The organism is Persicobacter diffluens, from assembly GCF_036244895.1.
Lineage (GTDB): Bacteria > Bacteroidota > Bacteroidia > Cytophagales > Cyclobacteriaceae > Persicobacter > Persicobacter diffluens.
The window spans coordinates 665909-687348 of sequence record NZ_BQKE01000001.1 but is presented as its reverse complement, the minus strand read 5'-3'; the positions used below and the strand labels follow the sequence as shown (position 1 = coordinate 687348).

Genomic DNA, 21440 nt, shown 5'->3' with positions numbered 1-21440 from the left:
CCACTATGAAAAATCAGATTACACTTTTTGCCATTGTATTACTCTATTTCCTGAGCGGAAAAGTGCAGGCTCAAAACCTTAAAATCAATGACGCCGATTCCTTGACCTCTTTTACCATTACCAATAAAAATGGGGAAGAAATTGATGGAGAAGCTTTCTTTGAAGAGTGGGGCGAAAGCTTCGGAAAAAGATTTGAGGATGCTGAAGATATGGGCATTGCGGATTTCTTTTCCGGCTTTGGCCAATCCATGGCCGAATTAGGGGAAGCATTAAGCCGCATGAACATTGAGATGGTTAATGTGGATCCGGACAACTTCTGCGATGTAGAAAATGCCAAAGGCTCTTGTGAAGAATGGGAAGAAATCCGCCAAAAGCTTGAAAATAAACACAAATCCTCCATTACCAATATTGATCGACTGAAGATCATGCTGCAAGAAAAGGCCGTGGCCATGGAAATGGATTTACGCTTTGCCAACGGTAAAAAAATTGGCAATTACCGCTGGCAAGTAAAGGAAGATTAAACCTTCCTCATCTGCTCTAACGCTCGCCCACTTAAACGAAATGGCACCCATTCTTTCTGAGGGCGTGCGCCAAGGCTTTCATAAAATTCAATAGAGGGCTGATTCCAGTCCAGGCAAAACCATTCAAAACGACCACAATTTCGTTCAACAGCCAACTCTCCCACAGCCGTTATCAACATCTTACCCACCCCTTTGCCTCTGAACTCCGGTTTCACAAATAAATCCTCCAGAAAAATACCTGGCTTCCCCAAAAAAGTGGAAAAGTTGTGGAAAAACAGGGCAAATCCGGCTGGCGCACCTTCATATTCGCCAATCAATACCTCGGCAAAACCCTTATCAAATATATTCTCTTCAAGCTCGGCGACCGAAGTCACCATTTCATCCTCCAGTTTTTCATATACCGCCAAACCATATATAAAATCAAATATCAACGGGGCATCTGCACGCTCCGCCTTTCTTATTTTTATCGACATGCTTTTCTTTTAAAACTAAACAGTGTCGGAGAATAAAAAAAGGACTTCCTTCTCAGAAAGTCCTTTTTATCCTAAAATGAGGAGATATATTTTTGGGGGAATGCTGCCCCAAGCGTCAGCACCGCGCTCGCACGGCTCACCCCATTCGGCCTGTCGCCCGCCTGTGGTTCAAACAAACCCGCTTCATCGCTTTCCCTGCGGAGCTTCGCTCCTGTAGTACTCGAGCATTGCTGGCAGAGGGATAGAGGGATTGTCGGAGCTCTTTTTTGCAGCCTTAAGGCGTAGCGGCTCGCAAAAAAAGCGACTCCCGAAAGCCCGACCGACGTCAGGAGGGCTGCCCCAAAAGAAAAAAAATCTGCTTTATCAGTAAATTGCCTTTTCCTTCAGTAGATAATTTTTGACATAATCAGTCACCCCTTCTTCCAGCGTATGGAAGGCTTTTTTGTAACCGGCCGCCTTCAGTTTTTCCATTTTCGCTTCGGTAAAGTATTGGTATTTATCTCGAATATCTTCTGGCGTAGGAATATAGCTAATGTCTACCGGCTTATCCATGGCCGCAAAGGTGGCCAACACCAAATCTTTAAACGTACGCGCCTTACCCGTCCCGACATTGTAAATACCGGAATGTTTACGGCTGTTCATCAGAAAAATTTGCACTTCCACTACATCTTTCACATAGACAAAGTCACGCATTTGCCCGCCATCTTCAAAATCCGGATGATGGCTTTGGAACAACTTCATCGCGCCTTTTTCTTTGATCTGATTATAGGCATGGTGCACCACAGAGGCCATTCTTTCCTTATGATATTCATTCGGACCATACACATTAAAATACTTCAAACCTGCCCAAAAGAAGGGGGCTTTTTCCTGCTCTAAAGCCCAGATATCAAAATTATTTTTGGACTCTCCGTATAAATTCAGCGGCTTTAATTTAGGAGGAAAGCTGTGGTCATCATCATAGCCCAGAGCGCCATCACCATAAGTCGCAGCGGAGGAAGCATACACCAGCGGTAGCTGATAGTCCACACACTGCTCCCAAAGCTTTTTGGTATAATTATAATTCAGTTTATCGAAAACCGATTTATCAAAAACCGTGGTAGCGGAACAGGCGCCATTGTGGAAAATAAACTCCACCTCTGCCTGATTGGCATCCAGCCAGGCATGGAAATCTTCTAAATCTACCCGCTCCCGGATTGCCTTATCTTCAAGATTCCGCTCCTTTGCCGAATTGACATTTTTAAAGTCATCAACTGCAACTATGGCTTTGAAGCCCAACTCATTCAATCTGGCAATTAAGGCACTGGCGATAAATCCAGCAGCTCCCGTAACAACGATCATAGGATGTAAATTTAAATGCGACTATTCTCTGTGCTGCAAATATCCCATTTGAAATGAAAAAAGCGAAAACATCGGCATTCAATTTTTACTTCTGCATCAAAGGATAAATCAAAACTTCCTTTATATGATTCAATTTTAATTATTCCAAGATCTTTCATTGTCAAAAAAAGGCTTGTAAATCATTCAGATAGCTTTTTTGACATGGTTTTTGTTTCACGCAATAATGAATTATATTCGCATGCTATTTTCAAAAGTGATATGGTATATTTAAGCAAAGACGTAAGCTTCTGTTCTGCACATAAACTCTACAACGACAAATGGTCGAAAGAGGTCAACGAAGAAATCTTCGGTAAATGCGCCCATGAGAACTATCATGGCCATAATTATGATTTAACGGTTACCGTTAAGGGAGAGCCGCATCCGGAAACCGGTATGGTGATGAATTTCCGTGATCTTAAAAGAGTCATTAAGGATGAACTGATTGCGAAGGTTGATCATAAAAACCTGAATATTGATGTTGATTTCCTGGAAGGAAAAATGACTACTGCAGAAGTTTTCATCAAGGCCATCTGGGAAGTACTGGCACCAAAAATTGTGAAAGCCAGCGAAGGTAATGCGCAATTGCACAAGCTTAAGCTATATGAAACCCGCACCAGCTTTGCGGAATACTATGGAGAATAATATTTACAGATATTTTCAGGTCTGTAAAATTAGAAATAACTTCAGGCACCTGTTTTTCAGGTGCTTTTTTTATACCCAATACCCATACATATGAAATACTATTTGATTGCCGGAGAGCGTTCCGGTGACTTACATGGTGGAAATTTAATTCGGGCAATCAAAAATAAAGATGCCAATGCCACTTTCCGTTTTTGGGGCGGAGACCAGATGGAAGAAGCTTCCGGTGAAAAACCGGTAACCCACTATAGAGACACCGCTTTTATGGGCGTGGTCGAGGTATTGGCCAATCTGCGAACCATTCAGGGATTTTTAAAGAAATGTAAGGCGGATGTAATGGAATACCAACCTGATGTATTGATCCTGATTGACTACGCGGGTTTCAATTTAAAAATCGCGGAATTCGCCAAAGCTAAGGGACTTCAGGTATTTTACTATATCTCCCCGAAAGTTTGGGCTTGGAATACCAAAAGGGCCTGGAAGCTGAAGAAAAATGTGGATCGCATGTTCTGCATAATGCCTTTTGAAAAGGAATTTTACGCCAAGTTTGACTGGGAAGTGGATTATGTCGGAAATCCGGTGGTGGATGCGGTGCAGGCACATCAGGTAAACCCTGACTTCCGTAAACAAAACGGATTGAGTGAGGAGCAGGACATTATTGCCCTGCTGCCGGGCAGCCGGAAGATGGAGTTAAAAAATATGCTGCCCACCTTTGCCGAGATTGCCAAAAAATACCACAATCATCAGTTTGTGGTGGCCGCTGTGGAAAATCTGGATCCGGCATTATATACGCCCATTTCTTCCTTACCCAATGTGAAGCTGGTGACCGGACAAACTTATGATCTTTACGCAAATGCCAAAGCGGCCCTTGTAACTTCTGGTACCGCTACGCTGGAAACCGCTTTATGGAAGGTTCCCCAGGTGGTATGTTATCGCATTAACCCGATTTCGTACCATATCATGAAGTTTGCCATTAAAATCTCCTCCACGATCAAATACATTGCCCTCATGAACTTAATCCTGGACAAAGAAGCAATCAAAGAATTGATTCAGGATAAAATGACAGTGGAAAATATTTCACAGGAATTGGATCAGCTATTGGATGAAAACAGTAGCCGCCGAAAAGAGATTATGGCAGACTATGAAAGGAATATAGAAATTCTGGGCACGGAGCCGGCTTCTGTCCGGGCGGCAGATAAAATGTGGACTTATCTCAATTAACCCGTATTTTTCATGCTGAAGCCGGATAATTCGTACTTAAATCCTCGTTTAGCTGCCCGGCGGAAAAATTGAAGGAATTTTTCCTCTTTCGAGTTTTTTTCCAACGAAGCAGATGAAGGAGGAGAAAGCAATCTTGCCCAAATTTGAGCTATCAGAAACTCAGCAAACCCACCCGTAATAAACTAAAAGACAAGCTCTTGCAGAAGACCCTAAAACTAGCAGTGAATAATTCGGATTAAAAATACTTCTTCAAAGAAAAAGCCATCGACAATTCAATCGATGGCTTTTTTTAATCATTTATTTTTTTGATTACGCTACACGCAATTGGGAGATTTTTGACTTATCAAACTTCTCTTGTGCATATTCACGGGTAATCACAAATTCTTTGATATCCTGACCGGGTAATTCAAACATGGCATCCGTCATGATGGCTTCACAAATGGAACGCAATCCACGAGCGCCCAGCTTGAATTCAACGGCCTTCTCCACAATATAATCCAAAGCCTCTTTTTCGATGGTCAATTCAATCTCTTCCATCTTGAACAGCTTTTTATACTGTTTGGTCAGGGCATTTTTAGGCTGCGTCAAAATCATTTTCAGGGTTTCGCCATCCAATGGATTCAGGTGCGCCAATACTGGCAAACGACCAATCAATTCCGGAATCAAGCCGAAACTGCGCAAATCCTGAGCGGTAATATACTGCAACAGATTTTCCTTGTCTACCTCCCCTTTCTGAACGTTTTCATCATTCGATGCAAAACCCAAAGGACGGGTATCCATTCTTCTGGCAATATCCTTCTTGATGCCATCAAAAGCACCACCACAGATAAACAAAATATTTTCGGTATTTACCTGAATCATTTTTTGATCCGGGTGCTTACGACCTCCCTGAGGCGGAACATTTACAGAGGTACCTTCCAATAATTTCAACAAAGCCTGCTGCACCCCTTCACCACTCACATCACGAGTAATGGATGGATTATCCGACTTTCTTGCAATTTTATCCAGTTCGTCAATGAAGACGATTCCTCTTTCTGCAGCCTCCACATCGTAATTGGAAGCCTGTAACAGGCGGGTTAATATACTTTCAACATCTTCCCCTACATAGCCGGCTTCGGTCAGCACCGTCGCATCTGCAATACAGAATGGGACCTCCAACATTTGCGCTAAAGTACGCGCCAAATAGGTTTTACCGGTACCGGTTTCCCCTACTAAAATGATATTGGATTTCTCAATCTTAATTCCATCATCCAGGTCTGTCTTTTGCATCAGACGCTTGTAATGGTTATATACTGCCACTGAAAGTACTTTCTTGGCGTCATCCTGTCCCACTACATACTGGTCAAGATAAGCCTTAATTTCAGCCGGCTTACTCAATTGGAATTGCGGCGCCTTTTTGTCTTTACGTAACTTGGCATCTTCCTGTAAAATCTGAGATGCCTGATCGATACAATAGTTACAAATGTGCGCATTGATGCCCGAAACCATCAAATCCACATCCTTCTTAGGTCTACCGCAAAACGAACAAGTAATTTGAGCCATACTAATTTTAATTAACAGCATTCCGCATCTTGGTTGCGGAATGCTTTAAATGCTTATCGCGTTAAAACTTCATCGATAAGGCCATACTCTTTGGCGGCATCTGCCTTCATCCAGTAATCACGATCTGAATCGCGCTCCACCTCTTCGAAGGATTTACCGGAATGTTTTACCAAAATATCGTACAGTTCCTTTTTCAATGTTAAAATTTGACGGGCTGTGATTTCAATATCAGAAGCCTGTCCTTGTGCACCACCCAAAGGCTGGTGAATCATAATGCGGGCATGAGGTAAAGCAGAACGCTTGTTTTCAGCACCACCAGCAAGCAAAACGGCTCCCATAGAAGCGGCCAAACCGGTACAGATGGTCGCCACATCAGGACGCACATACTGCATGGTGTCATAAATACCTAAACCTGCATAAACACTACCACCAGGAGAGTTCACATACAACAAAATGTCCTTGCTAGGGTCTACAGACTCCAGGAAAAGCAACTGTGCCGTAATGATATTTCCAATATGATCGTCCACCTGCGTGCCCAGGAAAATGATACGGTCCATCATCAAACGGCTGAACACGTCAATTTCACGGAAATTAGTCGGACGCTCCTCAATCACTGAACGCGTCATTCCTTCTACATGGTGTGCGTAGCTGTCATACAAGCTACTGGAAATGCCCTGGTGTTTAGTGGCAAATTTTCTGAATTCGTCTTTGTCAAACATCATTGGTGTTGGAGGTTAATTCAGGTTGTAAATAACAAAGATAAAAAAAAAGACCCCATCACAAAGGGGGACTTGATCTTTTCCCTGTCAGGAATTTGTTAAATACGCCTAGTTTTGAATAATACTTTTATAAATACGTATTGAGATCCGCTTACGTTTGCCAAAGTATAAAAAAAGTCGGCACCTGAAAGATGCCGACTAAAATATCATTATTCAAAGGATATTACTCTGCAGAAACTGCTTTAGTAAACTCTTCGAAAGTAACGTCTTTCTCTACTACTGTTGCTTTCTCTTCCACCAATTTAATGATGCGATCGAAGCGAACCTGATTGTACAAGTTCATGTAGTTTTGTCCGTTGTTCTCTTTTAGGTAGTTATCCACGATACCTTTCAACATCTCCTCGATTTGCTCATTTTGCTCACCACCGGCCATTGCACCGAATTGAACTTTGAACATCTCAGTAGCTTTTGTCTTGATATCGGCATCTTCTACTTTGATTTCGTTATCAGCAGCGATTTTGTCCGCTAACAACATCCACTTGAATTCTTTTCTATAATTATCGAATTCAGCTTCTACCTTCTCAGCAGTCAATTCTTCCTGAGTAGCAACCAACCAACGCTTCAAGAAAGCCTCTGGCAATTCTACTTCAGTACCATCTACCAATTTATCCTGGATCTGACGAGCAGTGTAGTTCTCTACCTGATTGTCATAGTTTTCACCCAAGATTTTAGAAACCTCAGCACGGAACTCATCTTCGTTAGATGCTTTACCCGGACCTAAGATTTTATCGAAAAATTCCTGGTTCATTTCTGCCTCAGCGATGCGAGAGATAGACTTCACAACCATTTTAACGTCGCCCTTGATCTCTTTTACATCAGCTTCCTCGCGGTGCAAGAAATTCGCCACTTTCTCATTTGAACGGTAAGCTTTGCGGATATCGAAAGTAATTTCGTCCTCTGCTTTAGCACCGATAAAGATTTCTTTTCCTGTTTTAGTTGCCAAATCAGCAATATCAACCATCACGTGAATCGCTTCCTCTTCACCTTCGATAGTCAATTCACCTGTTACTTTATCAGTTTCTTCCGCTACTTCAGGAGAAGTTTGCTCACCACCGTTTTGCAACAAGTTCTCGATCGTCTCATTCAATTGCTTCTCATCAACGCTGATTGAATAAGAATCGATTGTAAGATCCGTAGTGTAAGTGATATCACCTACCAAACCTACTGAGTACGAAAACTCGAATTCTTTTTGCTTATCCCAGTCAATGTTGGCGTTTTCCTCAACGTTCGGCAACGGCTGACCAATAATTTGCAATTTGTTATCACGGATGTAGTCCTCTACTGCATGAGACAAAATGTGATTTACTTCATCTACCAAAATTGAAGTACCGTACATTCTACGGATCACACCTGCAGGAACTTTTCCTTTACGGAAACCTTTAATATCAGCCTGCTTAGCGTACTGCTTGATTTTTTTCTCAACTTTCTCACTGTAGTCAGCTTCGGTCAATTTAATATTGATAGAAGCTTCCGTGTTCGAGCTTTTGTCTAATGTAATATCCAAAGTAGTATACTTTTAATTGAGTTGCCAATTAACTGAAAAACCCCCGAATGTCAACCAATTGCATGCAGGGGTAATGAAATTCTCAAAACACCAAAAAACGGCTTAGTAGCCGTCTCATGTTTTAGTGGTGCAAAGGTAAGTAAAATCTTCAAAAACTCAATAACTGCACTATAATTTGTCTGAGAATCACGGGATTTTAAATCACTTTATCTCCAAACCATACCTGAATAAAACATTCTTCATTTTTTCCCGCAATCCTCTTTAAATTTCGCAATAAAACTGCACAACCCCCACCTCAATCACTTGATTTTGAGCAAGTTTTTGATTATATTCTTTGAGTCCAAATTATAATTTTAAGCTTATGAACTTTAAACCTGCAAGAAAGGAGCCCGAGGTTAATCGGTATCAGTACGAAAAGGTTACCCGCTTCATGAACAAGTCGCTGGTCACCATTTCCCCGAATGAAAATGCCTTTGACGCCATGGATTTCCTTTTGGAAAAGCGAATCTCTGGCGCTCCTGTACTGGATGTTTCCGGTAAATTGATTGGAATCATCACAGAGTCAGACTTTCTAAGAATGGTTTTGGACAGAGCTTACGACAACCACCCCGTTCGCGGCAATTTGGTAAAAGACTATATGACTACCGACCTGACCACGGTGCATTCGGATATGGATCTTTTCGATGTTGCCCAGATGTTTACCCGTTCGCCTTACAAGCGATTCCCGGTACTGGAAAACGGAAAGTTGTTGGGTTTAGTAAGCCGTCGAGACATTCTAAAAGCAGCGCTTTTGGTGAAATCTACAACCTGGTAGTGCGTTCAACACCAGACAAAATAACAACCGCAGCGTTTTTCAAGCTCTGCGGTTTTTATATGCTCAATCAGGATTGAAAACGCTGACAAATCACTTCTCCCCAATCAGGATCATTCAATTGGCTCTCCTGAAAGTTATTTCCTGTAAATGCCCCAATAGTAGCCCTCCAAAATTGCTGCGCCTGCTTGGCTGCCTGCAACTGCCGGACGTCCCATTTGCCTGGAAAACTCTGAAATATTTCAAAAGCCAAAGCTTTCCCCAGCCCTTTTTTCCTTACAGCTGGAATAACATAAAATTCACATACCTTATTGTATTCTTTCCCCAAGCGGATATTTGCAAAGCCTACCGGAACCTGATCCTGGTCCTGATACCACAATAAGCCCAGAAAGGGTTTTGTCAATGGCGTATCCAATGCAAAAAGGCCACTTTCATCCGGTAGTTTTTCCGTCAAGGCTGAAAACTCGGCTTCATATGCCTGACAAAGGTGTAGGTAAATGCCCTTATTCCCTTCCCTAACTTTAATGATTTTCATATTATTGTGCTCTTAAAAAATAGCGATCTTCTTCTTCAAAAGGGTGAATATCCAGCACATTGGCCAACACCAAAATAATCAGCTTCCTGGCGGCTAATTTTTTATTGACCTTCACCATTTGTGAGAGTTGCGCTACGGTAATATAGCGGTGTTGCTCCAAATAGGCCAGCAGCTTTTGCTCCACTTCTCCTACCTGAAAACGAATATCTTTGGGATTTTGCCTGCGGCGGATAATCTCTCTCACTGGTGCTGAAGCCTGAATACTTCGGTCTTCTCTGCGGATATACACTTTGGAACTATCTTCAAACTTAACTCGGTAGGGCTTGCGGCTGCCTTCGGGCACATGATAGATGAGCACCGTCTTGCCGGTATCCAACTTCACTTCTTCCTTTTGCATAATAATGGCCGGAGAGATCATTTCAGCGAAGGCCTTCTCCAGTACATAGGCTTCTTCTTCCGGATATTTACAACCCGCCAGGGATCCGAAGTCATCCACACCGATCATCAACTTTCCTCCAGAAGCATTGGCAAACGCCACTACTTCCTTAACAATTTTTTCAGGATGGTTTGCCTTTTTCTTAAACTCCACAAACTGACCTTCCCCCTGCCGCACCAGTTTCTTTAGATCACGAATAGTCATAACGGTTCCTCCCCGGGTAAAAATTGGTTCTCTGTTAATTTGCCTGCATTATTTGAACGAAACAGTCAGGCCTTTTTCTAGGTAATTTGAAAATTATTTTTGACTCTTAGGTCCTCCTGATTGACATTCAGCGAGTTATTTTTGAAATTATTTCCTATGAAAAACATCATGTTCATCCGTCACGCCAAATCCAGCTGGAAAATCCCCGAATTATCCGATAAGTTCCGCCCCCTGAACAAAAGAGGGAAAGCCAATGCCTTAGATATCGGCCAAAAGCTGAAGCAACTGCCTTATCATCCGGACAAAATCCTTTGCTCCACCGCCACACGCGCAATGGACACCTGCCTGGCAGTGGTTGAGCCCCTCCCCTTCCAGTGGCTAAAGACAGACCTGAGAGAGGAACTCTATGGCTGTGATGCCCATGATATGATCCGAATGTTTCAAAAGCTACCGGATCAATTTGAAAAGCTCATCGTCTTCGGACACAATCCGGAAATTGCCCATTGCATAGAGCTCTTGAGTGGTATTTCCATATTGCACTATCCCACCGGAGCTAGTTGCTGGCTTCAGCTTCCGGTTGACCACTGGAAATCTCTAAAAGCAGGAACAGGAAAAATTCATTGGCTATCCAGCCCCAGAACTGCGATAGAAGACATGATCCCCGAGCTAGAGCTTCCGGACATCCAATAATACCTCTGCGTATTTATCTGATTCTTTAATGATTTGAAGTAGTTTATCCGCCACCGCTTCCGGAGCACTTAAGAGCTGATCCTCTTTCAATTTCAAGAATTTGCCCAGTGTTCTGAACTCCTGCTGATCTGCCTTACGAATGGTAGATTGCATTTCCGTATCCACCACTCCGGGCGCTACCGAAAATACCTTGATTCCATTTTCATTCAAAATGCACTCTTCTGCCACTACTTTGGAAAAGAGGTCCAGTGCAGATTTAGAAGCACAATAAGCCGACCAGCCATCCACCGGATACTTACCCGCTCCGGAACTGATATTCAGGATGATTTTATCGGCGGAAATCCCGGCATACTGTTTCACAAACTCATTCATCAGAATCGTCGGCGCAGTCACATTTAAATTCATCACTTTTTCCAGACCATCTGAAGAAAGCCCACCCACGTGACCTATTTCCCCCAGGGTACCGGCATTATTGATGAGCACCACTTTTTGGGGCGCCTGTATTTTTTCAAAAAAATGAAAAACCTGCTGTTTCAAGTCTGCAATATCACCGAGGTCAAATTCAATATGGTGATAGCGATCGCTACTTTCCCTATAGCTACGGGAGATGCCGATCACAAAATTATTCTCCTCCTTTATCAATTGTTCTACCAATGCGCGGCCAATCCCACGACTACTTCCGGTAATAATATAGTAGTGCATTTGCTTTAAATTTGGTGAATGAATTCATTGAAAAGATAAGCAATTCAGCGTTTAGGCAATAAAAAAAGAGGGCGAAAAACCCTCTTTTTTTATTTCATTTTGGTGTTTTACAGAATAAACTGACTCAAGTCTTTGTTTTTTACCGCTCCATCGAGTTTCTCTTTTACCATTTCACGGGTGACCATCACATGGGCATTCGGCCCGATCACATCCGGAATATCGAATAAGAAATCATTCAACAAGCGGGACATCACGGTATGTAAACGGCGTGCTCCGATATTTTCAATTTCAGAGTTGATGTCAAAGGCGATCTGTGCGATTTCATCCAAGGCCTCATCATTAAATTCCAGGCGCACCTCCTCAGCCTCAAACAAGGCCATATACTGCTTGGTCAATGCATTCTTGGGCTCTTTGATGATCTGATAGAAATCCTCTTTGGTCAGATCCTGCAACTCCACGCGAATCGGGAAGCGCCCCTGCAATTCCGGGATAAGGTCAGATGGTTTAGACAAATGAAAGGCTCCGGCAGCAATAAAAAGAATATGCTCGGTATTGATCACCCCATATTTGGTAGTGACGGAAGAGCCCTCCACTATAGGTAACAAATCACGCTGCACCCCTTCCCGGCTGACATCCGGGCCACCGCTCCCTCCTTTTCCGGAAGATTTAGCTATTTTATCAATCTCATCAATAAAGATCATTCCGGTGTTTTCGGCACGACGAATCGCCTCTTCTTTCACCTCGTCCATATCAATCAGCTTGCTGGCCTCTTCGTCAAAAAGTAATTTCTTCGCTTCTCCGATCGTGACCTTACGCTTCTTGTTTTTCTTCGGCATCATATTGCCCAGCATTTCCTGCAGGTTGATCATGGATGATTCATCCATCATTCCACCACCAACCATACCAATACCGGAAGTAGAAGGCTGACTCACATTGATCTCGATCTTGCGATCGTCCATCTCTCCACTCTGGATTTTCTGACGGAAATGCTCACGCGTTTGCTGATTCAGCTCGGCATCTGATTTTGGTTCTCCGGAGGTAGTTGATACGCTTTGCGAACCTGCTACTGGTGGGATCAAAGCATCCAAAATGATATTCTCCACCGCTTCCGTCGCACGCTCTTTAACGCCTTTTTCCTTCTCTTTTTTCACCAGGTTCACGGACTGCTCTACCAGGTCGCGCACCATGCTTTCCACATCGCGGCCAACATAACCCACTTCGGTAAATTTGGAAGCCTCTACCTTGGTGAAAGGGGCTTTGGCGATTTTAGCTAATCTGCGGGCAATTTCCGTTTTCCCTACCCCGGTCGCCCCGATCATCAGAATATTATTCGGAACAATCTCTCTCTGCAATTCAGAACGGACATTCATTCGACGCCAACGATTTCTCAGGGCGATCGCCACATTACGTTTGGCATCCGCTTGTCCGATAATATATTTATCCAGTTCCACGACAATCTCGCGTGGGGTCAAATAATTTTTATCTTCTAGCATTTTTATTTCTTTACACCTGTAATTAAAATCTACAGACGGTTATGATTTTATTTTTTCCAGTTGGATAGATTGGTACTGAGGGTTACATAATGGGCTCCCGCCGCCGCATGATAAGCAGCATAGGTGTACTCCATTGTCAGTTTTTTTACGAGAATTCTTCCGCCCAGGGCGAAGCCTGATAAACCTTTTTTATCTTCCATGGCCAGACCTGCCCGAATATGCTGATTATAGCCGACCAACAGGTTTACATTTTTATGAAACAAGAGTTCCGCTCCAAAATTGAAATAGCGAAAAACATCCCGTATGGTCGTATTCTGATCACTTTCCTCCTCCAGGTAAGCCGCATCATGGGGCAGATAGGAAGCCGAGGCTGAAAAGCGCAAAGGCATGTGTTCCGGCTTAAAGCTCACCCCCATTTGCACATCAAAAGGAATCGGGACCGGTTCGCTGTCAAAATTACTGGTACGAAAACCAAAATTCTTAATCACTAAACCTGCTGTAAAATCCGTTTTGGGATGAATAAACAAAATCCCGGCATCAAACAGCATGGCACTGGCACCATAGCTTTCTATTCGGGAAGAAATGAATTTGGCAGTCAGTCCTACTGAAAAATGAGACACCTGATGTTGCTTCGTCACTGACACCACATAATCGGCGGCGGTAAAAGTCCCCTCCGGATTTCCGGAAGGATCATAGCCCAACATTTCTCCATAGTTCAAATACTGGGCTCCGAAGCCCCAATTCCCCGTCTTTTCACTCGACAACACATAGCCTACCGCCCCTTGATTCAAGCCAGCATACAGGCCTGCATAATGCAAACCTAAATGATTATTAAATTCAGGCAGAGCCGCCGCCGGATTGGATAAAAAGGCTGAAGGATCCTGCTTATAAGCCGCTGGCATCACTACTCCCATTGCTGCGGAATGCGCTGAATAGGGCATGTTCAACAAACCAAATGCACTTGATTTGATGGACTGTGCCAAAAGAGGTTGCTGAAACAACAGCATGATAAACAGTAAGCCAAAAAAATTTCTCAACAATTTAAAGGATAAATGGTGCATCGGGTCAATTTGTAAAAATTCCCTAAATCCGAATAATTCACTGCTATATTTTTTTATTTCAAAATATATCGAATAACCCTCTCTAGGGCGTTTTTTAAAACAAGAATAGTCCCAATTTTAGAAGTAATGGCTTTCTCGTCCTTTATTTTTAACCTTGCAGCATATAGACGATCAGGAGCGTGAATTATTTAAAAAAACAAAAAAAGAGGAGAAGCATCGCTCCTCCAATTTTTTAATTATGCCTTTTCTGATTTTTTATCTTCCAAAATGAAGTTCACAGGCTCGCTGACCTGCTCATTCAATAAGGCAAAATCCAATACCTCTTGCGCATCTTTCACGAATTGAATGTTCAGATCGCTGATGTATTGTGCCTCAATTTCCTCTACATCTTTTCGGTTTTTCTCACAAAGTAAAATCTCCTTGATTCCCGCTCTTCGCGCCGCCAAAATTTTCTCTTTAATCCCACCTACTGGCAACACTTGTCCGCGAAGGGTGATTTCTCCCGTCATGGCCAGTTTGGAACGGACTTTTTTCTGCGTATAAACCGAAGCCAGGGAAGTCAGCATGGTGATACCGGCAGAAGGACCATCTTTAGGCACTGCCCCGGCCGGTACGTGGATGTGCAAATCATATCGGTCAAATATACGATAATCGATGCCCAATCTTTCTGCATTGGCCTTCAGGTAAGTTAATGCTGCCATGGCGGATTCCTTCATGACATCTCCCAACTGGCCTGAAAGCGTAAGTTTACCTGCACCACGACTTAAAGCTGACTCTATGAATAGGATCTCCCCACCCGCTTGTGTCCAGGCCAGGCCAGTCACAACACCTGCGGTACGGTTATTTTCATACAGCTCCTTATCGAAAATCTGAGGCCCCAGAATCTCTTCCACTCTGCCGTTGGAAATGGACTTGGTGTACTCCTCCTCCATTGCTACAGATTTGGCCACATTACGGCAAATTGCTCCAAGCTTACGCTCCAGATTACGAACACCGGATTCGCGGGTATAGCCATCAATCACCGACTTAATGGCGGCTTTATTGAAGGTAATATCCGCCGCCTTCAATCCATGCTCCTCGCGTTGCTTAGGAATCAGGTGCTTTTTAGAAATTTCTACTTTTTCCTCCTGGGTATAGCCGGTCAGCTCAATAATCTCCATACGGTCACGCAAAGCGGGCTGAATGGTTTCCAATGAGTTGGAAGTGGCAATAAAGAGTACTTTGGAAAGGTCAAAGCCAATTTCCAAATAGTTATCTACGAAGTTGTTGTTTTGCTCTGGATCCAATACCTCCAATAATGCAGAAGATGGATCTCCACGGAAATCAGAACTTACCTTATCAATTTCATCCAGTACAAATACCGGGTTGGCCGTTTTACAGCGTTTCAGATTCTGTAAAACCTTACCCGCCATCGCGCCAATATAGGTTTTACGGTGACCTCGGATCTCCGACTCATCATGCAATCCACCCAAAGACATCCGTACATATTCACGCCCCAGTGCGTTGGCAATTGAACGCCCCAGGGAAGTTTTACCCACACCCGGAGGGCCATATAAACACAAAATCGGGCCTTTCAAATCACGCTTCAACTTCAATACCGCCAGGTATTCAATGATCCGCTCTTTGACCTTCTCCAAACCGTAATGCTCCTTATCCAGGATTTTACGCGCGCGCTTCAGATCAAAATTATCCTCGGTGAACTCCTCCCATGGAAGGTCTATCATGAACTCTACATAGCCCAAATTCACCGCATATTCCGGCGCCTGAGGGTTCACCCGGCTCAATTTATCCAACTCTTTCAGGAAGTGATCTTTCACCTCTTTTGGCCATTTTTTCTTTTCGCCTTTTTTGCGAAGTGTTCTGACCTCAGACTCAGGGCCACCCTGCCCCAACTCATCCTGCAATACCTTCATCTGCTGGCGGAGGAAATAATCACGCTGCTGGGCATCCAAATCAGAATGCACCTTGCTTTGGATTTCATTCTTCAGCTCCAGCATATGAATTTCCTTCAACATATACTCCAATAGCAGCGTAGAACGCTCCACTCCGGAGTCTGTCTCCAAAATTCTTTGCTTTTCTTTTGGCGGCACCGAAAGGTTAGAAGCCAAAAAGTGGGTCAAAAATGCCGGGGAGTCGATATTGTCGATCGCAGACTGTGCCTCCTGCGGCATATCCGGATTTAACCTCAAAATTTTATTGGCGGAATCTTTCAGCGTCTCAATCAAAGCCGCTGCTTCTTCCGATTCCTTCGCCGGGAAGCTCTCGTCCAAGGTTAGGATACTGGCCTTAAAATAAGGGTCCTCGGAAATGATGTCCTGCAAAAGGAATCGACGAACCCCCTGAATGATGATGGTGGTGTTTCCATCAGGCAAAACCAGCATTTTCACAATGCGGGCCACCGTTCCTATGGCATAAAAATCATGTACCTTAGGATCTTCAATGTCTTTATTTTTTTGAGCCACCACACCAATAATGCGGTCGCCTTTATAAGCCTCTTTTACCAACTTAATGGATTTGGCGCGTCCAACGGTGATCGGAATCACCACACCCGGAAAGAGCACAGTATTTTTTATAGGAAGAATGGGTAATTCATCCGGAATATCGGAACTATTGACCTCCGCGGCATCCATTTCCTCATTAATAGAAATGAATTCTCCGGTTTCAGTCTCCTGCATTTCCGCTAGAATCACATTTTGGAACAGGTCTTTCTTTGAATCCATAGATATATTTATATGTCAAATTGACAGTTATTGCAAATTCTGCAAAAATTATAAAGATGTCACTATATTTGGGCAAGGGATGTGCCAAAACCCCTATCTTGCAAAGTATAGCTAATTATTGTATTATTCGAGCGCCAATATGCACTTTATGAGCAGAAATAAAACACAAATTGTCAGCCTGAGGCTTACCCCCTTGGTTTGGGCGCTTTTTTTTATGTCAATTTTACACCCTTTTTCAGAAGGGCTGGCACAAAAACGACAAAAAAAAGACAAAAATGTTATTGAGAATCCCCATGATTATAAATTACAGGAATTATTTCTTTTCCCCAATGTAAATAAGATTAGGTATTATTACGATAAATCTGAACTAAATAAGCTGAACAAATTAGACAAGGCCAAGGATAGCGATGCACTTTACCCTTTGCTATGGGATTATGTTTCGAAATTTGGTGTTGATAATTTCAGAAGAGATACCTACTGGCTGTGGCGATTGGCCAATATTACAGAAGAACAGGGTCGATTTTATGATGCCCAACGGTTATACAAACTGGTGTTAAAACATCATCATGCAGGGGTGGATTTCCAGAAAGTCCAATCCAAATATTACAAAATGGCGGGTCGTAAACCGGAAGACTACGTTCCTTTAGATTATTATTATGACTTGGTGGAATTCAGAGAGAAACTGGATACACTGAGACCTCCGCAGGGGATTGACCTGAATATGGGATTCTATGTAAATTCCAATAAATCTGATTATGGCCCTTCTATCAGCTGGGACAATAGCACCATCATTTTCACCTCCCAACGCAATAGTATTCGCCGCAACTTTGATCCGGTGCCCAATGAAGATCTTTTTATTATTAAATCCTTGGGAGATGGGTATTGGGATGAGGCCCTTCCTTTAAAAGAACTGAACACCGAAGCCAATGAAGGCTCTCCTTACCTTTCGAAAGATGGCACCACCATCTATTTCTCACGTTGCAACACCCCGGAGACCTTCGGTAATTGTGACCTTTTTGTGGCACAATTGCAGGCGGACAGCACCTGGGGAGAAGTCAAAAACCTTGGTCGTAACGTAAACTCTACGGCCTGGGATTCTCACCCCAGTCTTTCTCCTACGGAGGATACACTTTATTTTGCCTCTGACCGTATTGGAGGATTTGGGATGTCGGATCTTTATTACACCCATAAAGACCGTAACGGAAACTGGCTACCGGCAAAAAATATGGGACCGGTGATCAATACCCGGGGAAGTGAAGTAAGCCCTTTCGTTCATCCAAAGCATAATGTATTGTATTTCAGCTCCAGTGGCCAGCTGATAAATTTTGGGGAATTTGATATTTACAAAGCGTATTTAGAAGAAAATAATCGCTGGGGCGAATCCAGTAATATTGGCCCGCTGGTTAATGGAAAGGGATCTGAGTTTTACTTCACCATTGATCAGGAGTCTGAAAATCTTTACTATGCCAAATCCATAGAAAACAATATGGAGAATCTGGATTTGTATTCCTTCCCACTGCCCATGGGCGCACAACCATTGGCGACCACGAAATTGACCGGTACACTGACAGATTCCCTGAGCAACAGCCCTTTTACAGACGGCATAGTTTCCATCATTGACATGGAAGAAGGGATTGCCATTGCGCCAAAGTATTTGAGAGAAGATGGTTCCTATCAATTTGAATTGATCGATAACCGACAATATTTAATGGTGATTCAGGGAGATGAATTCTTCAGGATTGAGAAGATTTTCACCCTGCAGGGAGACACTAACTTCGATGATCAGACCCGTCCGATTTCCTCCCGAATGCAGTTCGAATCTGTGGTATTTGACAATAATTCCTTTGAATTAAAATCGGCCATGTATTACGATTTGGACAAAATTGGAAACTTCCTGCTCGATAATCCGGATTTTAAACTCAAAATCTCGGGACATACCGATACCAAAGGAAATCCACAAGCCAATATTCAGTTATCCCAAAAGCGGGCAGACGCCATTAAAGATTATATTGAATATTTTGGAGGAATTAGTAAAGACCGTATTGAGGCTATTGGTTATGGCGCTCAACAGCCACTGGTAGAGGAAAAAACGGAATCTGACCGGGAGTTAAACCGTCGGGTGGAGTTTGAAATATATCGACCAAACAATAAAGGCTGGAATAGAAACAAGGTGGAAGAAGATGATGGTATTCGATGGTAACATTTTAAACCGGATTATTTTCCCTTTTAATTTTTCAGGAAAAAAGGAACCGAAATTGATAGTTCCCGTTAGAATTAGTGAACATCAATAGGCGAATAACTAAGAAGATCGTGGCTAAAGCAGTTACGGTCTTTTTTTTTGCCTGATGAATAAGAGCGTGTTTAAAAGCCCACCATCCGGTTGCAAATTCGAATTATTGAAAACGATTTTGGATAATTTCTCAACAATAGTGATGCTATTCTCTCAAAATAATCGGGCATCACTTCTGCCATAATCAAATTTTCGCTGCGAATTTTGGCCTTTAATCACGCTCTAAGGCAAATTATGCACCGATAGATTCAGGCAGCCCCATCAAGAGGATCACTATCAGGGCATTGCAGTTAACTTCATTGATTGAATAATTATCCAAATTTCGATAAGCTTGCTTTCTCTTCATTCATCTGCTTCGTTGGGAAAAACTCGAAACAGGAAAAATCCCTTCATTTTTCCCGCCTTGTAGTTAAAGGAGGATTGAAGCATGAATAAGCCGGATTAAATAAAAAAGCCCGACAATTGCCGGGCTTTTCCTATCAAATTAACATTTTCTGCTTATCCAATTGCTTTAGCCGGATTACCAAAAACCGTCTCTCCTGCCTTTACATCAGAGATCACTACTGAGCCAGCTCCCACACGAGCACCTTTCCCAATGGTAACCCCTGCTACGATGGTAACCCCTGATCCAATAAACGCTTCCTCCTCAATGGTAACATCGGCATTGATATTAGAGCCCGTACCAATTTGAGCAAAATTCCCTACTTTAACACCTGCGTCCAGATTTACGCCTGCGTGAATTACACAATGGCTTTCCACTTCCACGCCACTTCCGATAAATGCTTTGGCATTAATGAAATTCCCATAACCAAAAGAAGCACTATCTGAAATGATCGCTGCCTGATGAACCGCATTAGCCGGCTGAACTTTTCTTTTTTCATTCAGCATCTCCACCTGATTTTTGCGAAGCTCAGTTTCATCCGTAGCGATAAAAGCCTCACATTTTTTACCAATAAGCTTGGTAAACCCTCCGTCATCAGGGAAACCTAATACTGGAACAACATCTATTTCTGTATGGTGTAATGCTTCATTTTCATCCAAAAAGCCGTAAACCTCAATCTCATTGCTTTTAAAGATTTCCAGGGCTGCTTTACCGATGCTGTTGGCACCGAAAATAATTACCGGATTTTCCATTTTATTTCTTCATGCTTAATTCGTGCGCAAAGATAGTAAATCTTCTTGGTAAAAAGGTTTAAACTATCTCCCGACCAAAAGGTCTCAAAGCCAAACCGGCTAATTTAAAATGTTGCTTCCCAAAAGGAATACCTATTATAGTAATACAAAAAAGGATGCCAAAACCAATATGGGAAAGCCAGATCCAGATTCCCCCCACAAAGAACCAGATGATATTCATGATCGTCCACAGACAACCATGATCCGTTTCTCTTTTGCGGACTTCCTTCCCAAATGGAAATAGTGCCAACTCCGTTAACTTTATCGACTGCAAACCAAAAGGAATCCCCACTACCGTGAGCATCATCGCCACGCTGGCCAATAAATATTCTATGGCAATAAAAACACCGCCAAAAACAAACCAGATAATATTACCCAGAAGACTCATAACTAAAGATTTATTTTTTCATTTTTAATGCATACACCATCGGGATCAGGCCTTCCATCCCTTTAATCTGAAAGCCTTTTTTGCTCTTCACCGTATTGGGAAAGCAGTCATAGGGAGAATAATCAAATTCCTGACAAACTTCCAGTTTCAATCCGGCATCCAATAGCGCCTGAATCACTTCACTCATGCCATGGTTCCAGCTATAGGAAATGTTTTTAATAGGAGCTTCACGATCCGCATAAGTTCCTTCTATTTCCTCCACTATGGTATCTGCCTTTAAATAAGGATAGGTAATTTGGGTAAAATTATCATCAAACATCCAGACCACCGGATGAAACTCCGCAAAAATGAAAGTTCCACCAGGCTTCAGGTGCAGCGCAATTTGCCTTGCCCAAAGATTAATATCATGCAACCAGCCTACCGTTCCGTAGGAGGTAAAAACCATGTCAAAAGTTTTACCTTTTAACACCTGATCCATTTCCAAAACATTCCCCTGATGAAAAGTAGCCGCCAATCCGGTCTGACTACTTAAATCCTGCGCCGCCTTTATCGCTTCATCGGATAAATCAACACCCGTAACCTCTGCCCCCATCCTAACTAAAGAAAGACTATCCTGCCCGAAATGGCATTGGGGATGAAGAATACTTTTGCCCTTTACCTCTCCCAAAAGGGCTAATTCTATCTCCATCAGCGCATTCCTACCGTCAACAAAACTCTCATTATCATAGAATTCCGATTCCAGATGATGCGGTGTTTTCGCATTCCAAAGTGCGCGATTGGCTTCTATATAATTATCCATAAAATCTAATTGATGTGGGTAAACAATCCTCACTGCCTCGGTTTTTTTATAAAAAAATCAGGGCTAAAGATCGGATTTCCTT

The 21440-nt window shown here is 42.8% G+C and carries 20 protein-coding genes; 6 read left to right on the top strand and 14 right to left on the bottom strand.

What is annotated here, in order from left to right:
• Positions 1-5: 5 nt before the first annotated feature.
• Positions 6-521, top strand: a complete 516-nt coding sequence (locus AAA970_RS02855; protein ID WP_338235905.1) for a hypothetical protein — start codon at positions 6-8, stop codon at positions 519-521.
• On the opposite strand, the gene AAA970_RS02850 is transcribed toward AAA970_RS02855, so the two are convergent.
• Positions 518-994, bottom strand: a complete 477-nt coding sequence (locus AAA970_RS02850) for a GNAT family N-acetyltransferase (protein WP_338235904.1) — start codon at positions 992-994, stop codon at positions 518-520. The two genes, AAA970_RS02855 and AAA970_RS02850, sit on opposite strands and share 4 nt — an antisense overlap.
• A gap of 363 nt (positions 995-1357) precedes the next feature.
• Entirely contained in the window at positions 1358-2332 is a 975-nt protein-coding gene (gene rfaD / locus AAA970_RS02845) for an ADP-glyceromanno-heptose 6-epimerase (RefSeq protein ID WP_338235903.1), read from the bottom strand.
• Positions 2333-2590: 258 nt separating this feature from the next.
• Here rfaD and AAA970_RS02840 point away from each other — a divergent pair, with 258 nt between their 5' ends.
• Together AAA970_RS02840 and lpxB are read left to right on the top strand one after the other, a co-directional pair.
• Positions 2591-3013, top strand: a complete 423-nt coding sequence (locus AAA970_RS02840) for a 6-pyruvoyl trahydropterin synthase family protein (RefSeq protein WP_338235902.1) — start codon at positions 2591-2593, stop codon at positions 3011-3013.
• A 90-nt stretch (positions 3014-3103) separates the two neighbouring features.
• Positions 3104-4231: a lipid-A-disaccharide synthase gene (gene lpxB / locus AAA970_RS02835; RefSeq protein ID WP_338235901.1), complete on the top strand. Its 1128-nt coding sequence runs from the start codon at positions 3104-3106 to the stop codon at positions 4229-4231.
• Positions 4232-4540: 309 nt separating this feature from the next.
• Here lpxB and clpX read toward each other — a convergent pair whose 3' ends face one another.
• From clpX to AAA970_RS02820, 3 genes are all read right to left on the bottom strand, one after another.
• A complete protein-coding gene (gene clpX / locus AAA970_RS02830; RefSeq protein ID WP_053406839.1) occupies positions 4541-5773 on the bottom strand; it encodes an ATP-dependent Clp protease ATP-binding subunit ClpX in 1233 nt (410 codons plus the stop codon).
• Between the two features lie 53 nt (positions 5774-5826).
• Positions 5827-6492: a ClpP family protease gene (locus AAA970_RS02825; RefSeq protein ID WP_172674395.1), complete on the bottom strand. Its 666-nt coding sequence runs from the start codon at positions 6490-6492 to the stop codon at positions 5827-5829.
• A gap of 223 nt (positions 6493-6715) precedes the next feature.
• Positions 6716-8056: a trigger factor gene (locus tag AAA970_RS02820; protein WP_338235900.1), complete on the bottom strand. Its 1341-nt coding sequence runs from the start codon at positions 8054-8056 to the stop codon at positions 6716-6718.
• Positions 8057-8417: 361 nt separating this feature from the next.
• Between AAA970_RS02820 and AAA970_RS02815 the strand changes: the two genes are divergently transcribed.
• Positions 8418-8870: a CBS domain-containing protein gene (locus tag AAA970_RS02815; RefSeq protein WP_060685448.1), complete on the top strand. Its 453-nt coding sequence runs from the start codon at positions 8418-8420 to the stop codon at positions 8868-8870.
• Between the two features lie 67 nt (positions 8871-8937).
• Here AAA970_RS02815 and AAA970_RS02810 read toward each other — a convergent pair whose 3' ends face one another.
• Both AAA970_RS02810 and AAA970_RS02805 read right to left on the bottom strand, forming a co-directional pair.
• Positions 8938-9402, bottom strand: coding sequence for a GNAT family N-acetyltransferase (locus tag AAA970_RS02810; RefSeq protein WP_338235899.1), 465 nt, complete (start codon positions 9400-9402; stop codon positions 8938-8940).
• A gap of 1 nt (position 9403) precedes the next feature.
• Positions 9404-10042, bottom strand: coding sequence for an AlbA family DNA-binding domain-containing protein (locus AAA970_RS02805; protein WP_338235898.1), 639 nt, complete (start codon positions 10040-10042; stop codon positions 9404-9406).
• A gap of 156 nt (positions 10043-10198) precedes the next feature.
• Between AAA970_RS02805 and AAA970_RS02800 the strand changes: the two genes are divergently transcribed.
• Complete coding sequence (locus tag AAA970_RS02800) at positions 10199-10732, top strand: SixA phosphatase family protein (protein ID WP_338235897.1); 534 nt, start codon at positions 10199-10201, stop codon at positions 10730-10732.
• On the opposite strand, the gene AAA970_RS02795 is transcribed toward AAA970_RS02800, so the two are convergent.
• The 4 genes from AAA970_RS02795 to lon form a co-directional block, all read right to left on the bottom strand.
• Positions 10709-11434 (bottom strand): SDR family NAD(P)-dependent oxidoreductase, encoded by a 726-nt coding sequence (locus AAA970_RS02795; protein WP_338235896.1) that lies wholly within the window; start codon positions 11432-11434, stop codon positions 10709-10711. The genes AAA970_RS02800 and AAA970_RS02795 overlap by 24 nt on opposite strands.
• 107 nt (positions 11435-11541) lie before the next feature.
• A complete protein-coding gene (hslU, locus tag AAA970_RS02790; protein WP_053403897.1) occupies positions 11542-12927 on the bottom strand; it encodes an ATP-dependent protease ATPase subunit HslU in 1386 nt (461 codons plus the stop codon).
• A gap of 47 nt (positions 12928-12974) precedes the next feature.
• Positions 12975-13964: a type IX secretion system protein PorQ gene (gene porQ / locus AAA970_RS02785; protein WP_338235895.1), complete on the bottom strand. Its 990-nt coding sequence runs from the start codon at positions 13962-13964 to the stop codon at positions 12975-12977.
• A gap of 260 nt (positions 13965-14224) precedes the next feature.
• Positions 14225-16708: an endopeptidase La gene (lon, locus tag AAA970_RS02780; RefSeq protein ID WP_338235894.1), complete on the bottom strand. Its 2484-nt coding sequence runs from the start codon at positions 16706-16708 to the stop codon at positions 14225-14227.
• A 148-nt stretch (positions 16709-16856) separates the two neighbouring features.
• Between lon and AAA970_RS02775 the strand changes: the two genes are divergently transcribed.
• Entirely contained in the window at positions 16857-18908 is a 2052-nt protein-coding gene (locus tag AAA970_RS02775) for an OmpA family protein (protein WP_338235893.1), read from the top strand.
• A gap of 588 nt (positions 18909-19496) precedes the next feature.
• Here the strand turns inward: AAA970_RS02775 and AAA970_RS02770 are convergent.
• The 3 genes from AAA970_RS02770 to AAA970_RS02760 are packed head-to-tail and all read right to left on the bottom strand — an operon-like array spanning position 19497 to position 21358.
• Positions 19497-20132, bottom strand: coding sequence for a NeuD/PglB/VioB family sugar acetyltransferase (locus AAA970_RS02770; protein ID WP_053405904.1), 636 nt, complete (start codon positions 20130-20132; stop codon positions 19497-19499).
• Between the two features lie 58 nt (positions 20133-20190).
• On the bottom strand, positions 20191-20559 hold the full coding sequence (locus tag AAA970_RS02765; protein WP_060685435.1) for a YccF domain-containing protein: 369 nt from the start codon (positions 20557-20559) through the stop codon (positions 20191-20193).
• A gap of 10 nt (positions 20560-20569) precedes the next feature.
• Entirely contained in the window at positions 20570-21358 is a 789-nt protein-coding gene (locus tag AAA970_RS02760) for a class I SAM-dependent methyltransferase (RefSeq protein ID WP_338235892.1), read from the bottom strand.
• Positions 21359-21440 lie beyond the last annotated feature (82 nt).

Coding starts and splice junctions, on each gene's coding strand:
- AAA970_RS02855 (WP_338235905.1), top strand. CDS start 6: ATGAAAAATCAGATTACACTTTTTGCCATTGTATTACTCTATTTCCTG.
- AAA970_RS02850 (WP_338235904.1), bottom strand. CDS start 994: ATGTCGATAAAAATAAGAAAGGCGGAGCGTGCAGATGCCCCGTTGATA.
- rfaD (WP_338235903.1), bottom strand. CDS start 2,332: ATGATCGTTGTTACGGGAGCTGCTGGATTTATCGCCAGTGCCTTAATT.
- AAA970_RS02840 (WP_338235902.1), top strand. CDS start 2,591: ATGGTATATTTAAGCAAAGACGTAAGCTTCTGTTCTGCACATAAACTC.
- lpxB (WP_338235901.1), top strand. CDS start 3,104: ATGAAATACTATTTGATTGCCGGAGAGCGTTCCGGTGACTTACATGGT.
- clpX (WP_053406839.1), bottom strand. CDS start 5,773: ATGGCTCAAATTACTTGTTCGTTTTGCGGTAGACCTAAGAAGGATGTG.
- AAA970_RS02825 (WP_172674395.1), bottom strand. CDS start 6,492: ATGTTTGACAAAGACGAATTCAGAAAATTTGCCACTAAACACCAGGGC.
- AAA970_RS02815 (WP_060685448.1), top strand. CDS start 8,418: ATGAACTTTAAACCTGCAAGAAAGGAGCCCGAGGTTAATCGGTATCAG.
- AAA970_RS02810 (WP_338235899.1), bottom strand. CDS start 9,402: ATGAAAATCATTAAAGTTAGGGAAGGGAATAAGGGCATTTACCTACAC.
- AAA970_RS02805 (WP_338235898.1), bottom strand. CDS start 10,042: ATGACTATTCGTGATCTAAAGAAACTGGTGCGGCAGGGGGAAGGTCAG.
- AAA970_RS02800 (WP_338235897.1), top strand. CDS start 10,199: ATGAAAAACATCATGTTCATCCGTCACGCCAAATCCAGCTGGAAAATC.
- AAA970_RS02795 (WP_338235896.1), bottom strand. CDS start 11,434: ATGCACTACTATATTATTACCGGAAGTAGTCGTGGGATTGGCCGCGCA.
- hslU (WP_053403897.1), bottom strand. CDS start 12,927: ATGCTAGAAGATAAAAATTATTTGACCCCACGCGAGATTGTCGTGGAA.
- lon (WP_338235894.1), bottom strand. CDS start 16,708: ATGGATTCAAAGAAAGACCTGTTCCAAAATGTGATTCTAGCGGAAATG.
- AAA970_RS02775 (WP_338235893.1), top strand. CDS start 16,857: ATGAGCAGAAATAAAACACAAATTGTCAGCCTGAGGCTTACCCCCTTG.
- AAA970_RS02770 (WP_053405904.1), bottom strand. CDS start 20,132: ATGGAAAATCCGGTAATTATTTTCGGTGCCAACAGCATCGGTAAAGCA.
- AAA970_RS02765 (WP_060685435.1), bottom strand. CDS start 20,559: ATGAGTCTTCTGGGTAATATTATCTGGTTTGTTTTTGGCGGTGTTTTT.
- AAA970_RS02760 (WP_338235892.1), bottom strand. CDS start 21,358: ATGGATAATTATATAGAAGCCAATCGCGCACTTTGGAATGCGAAAACA.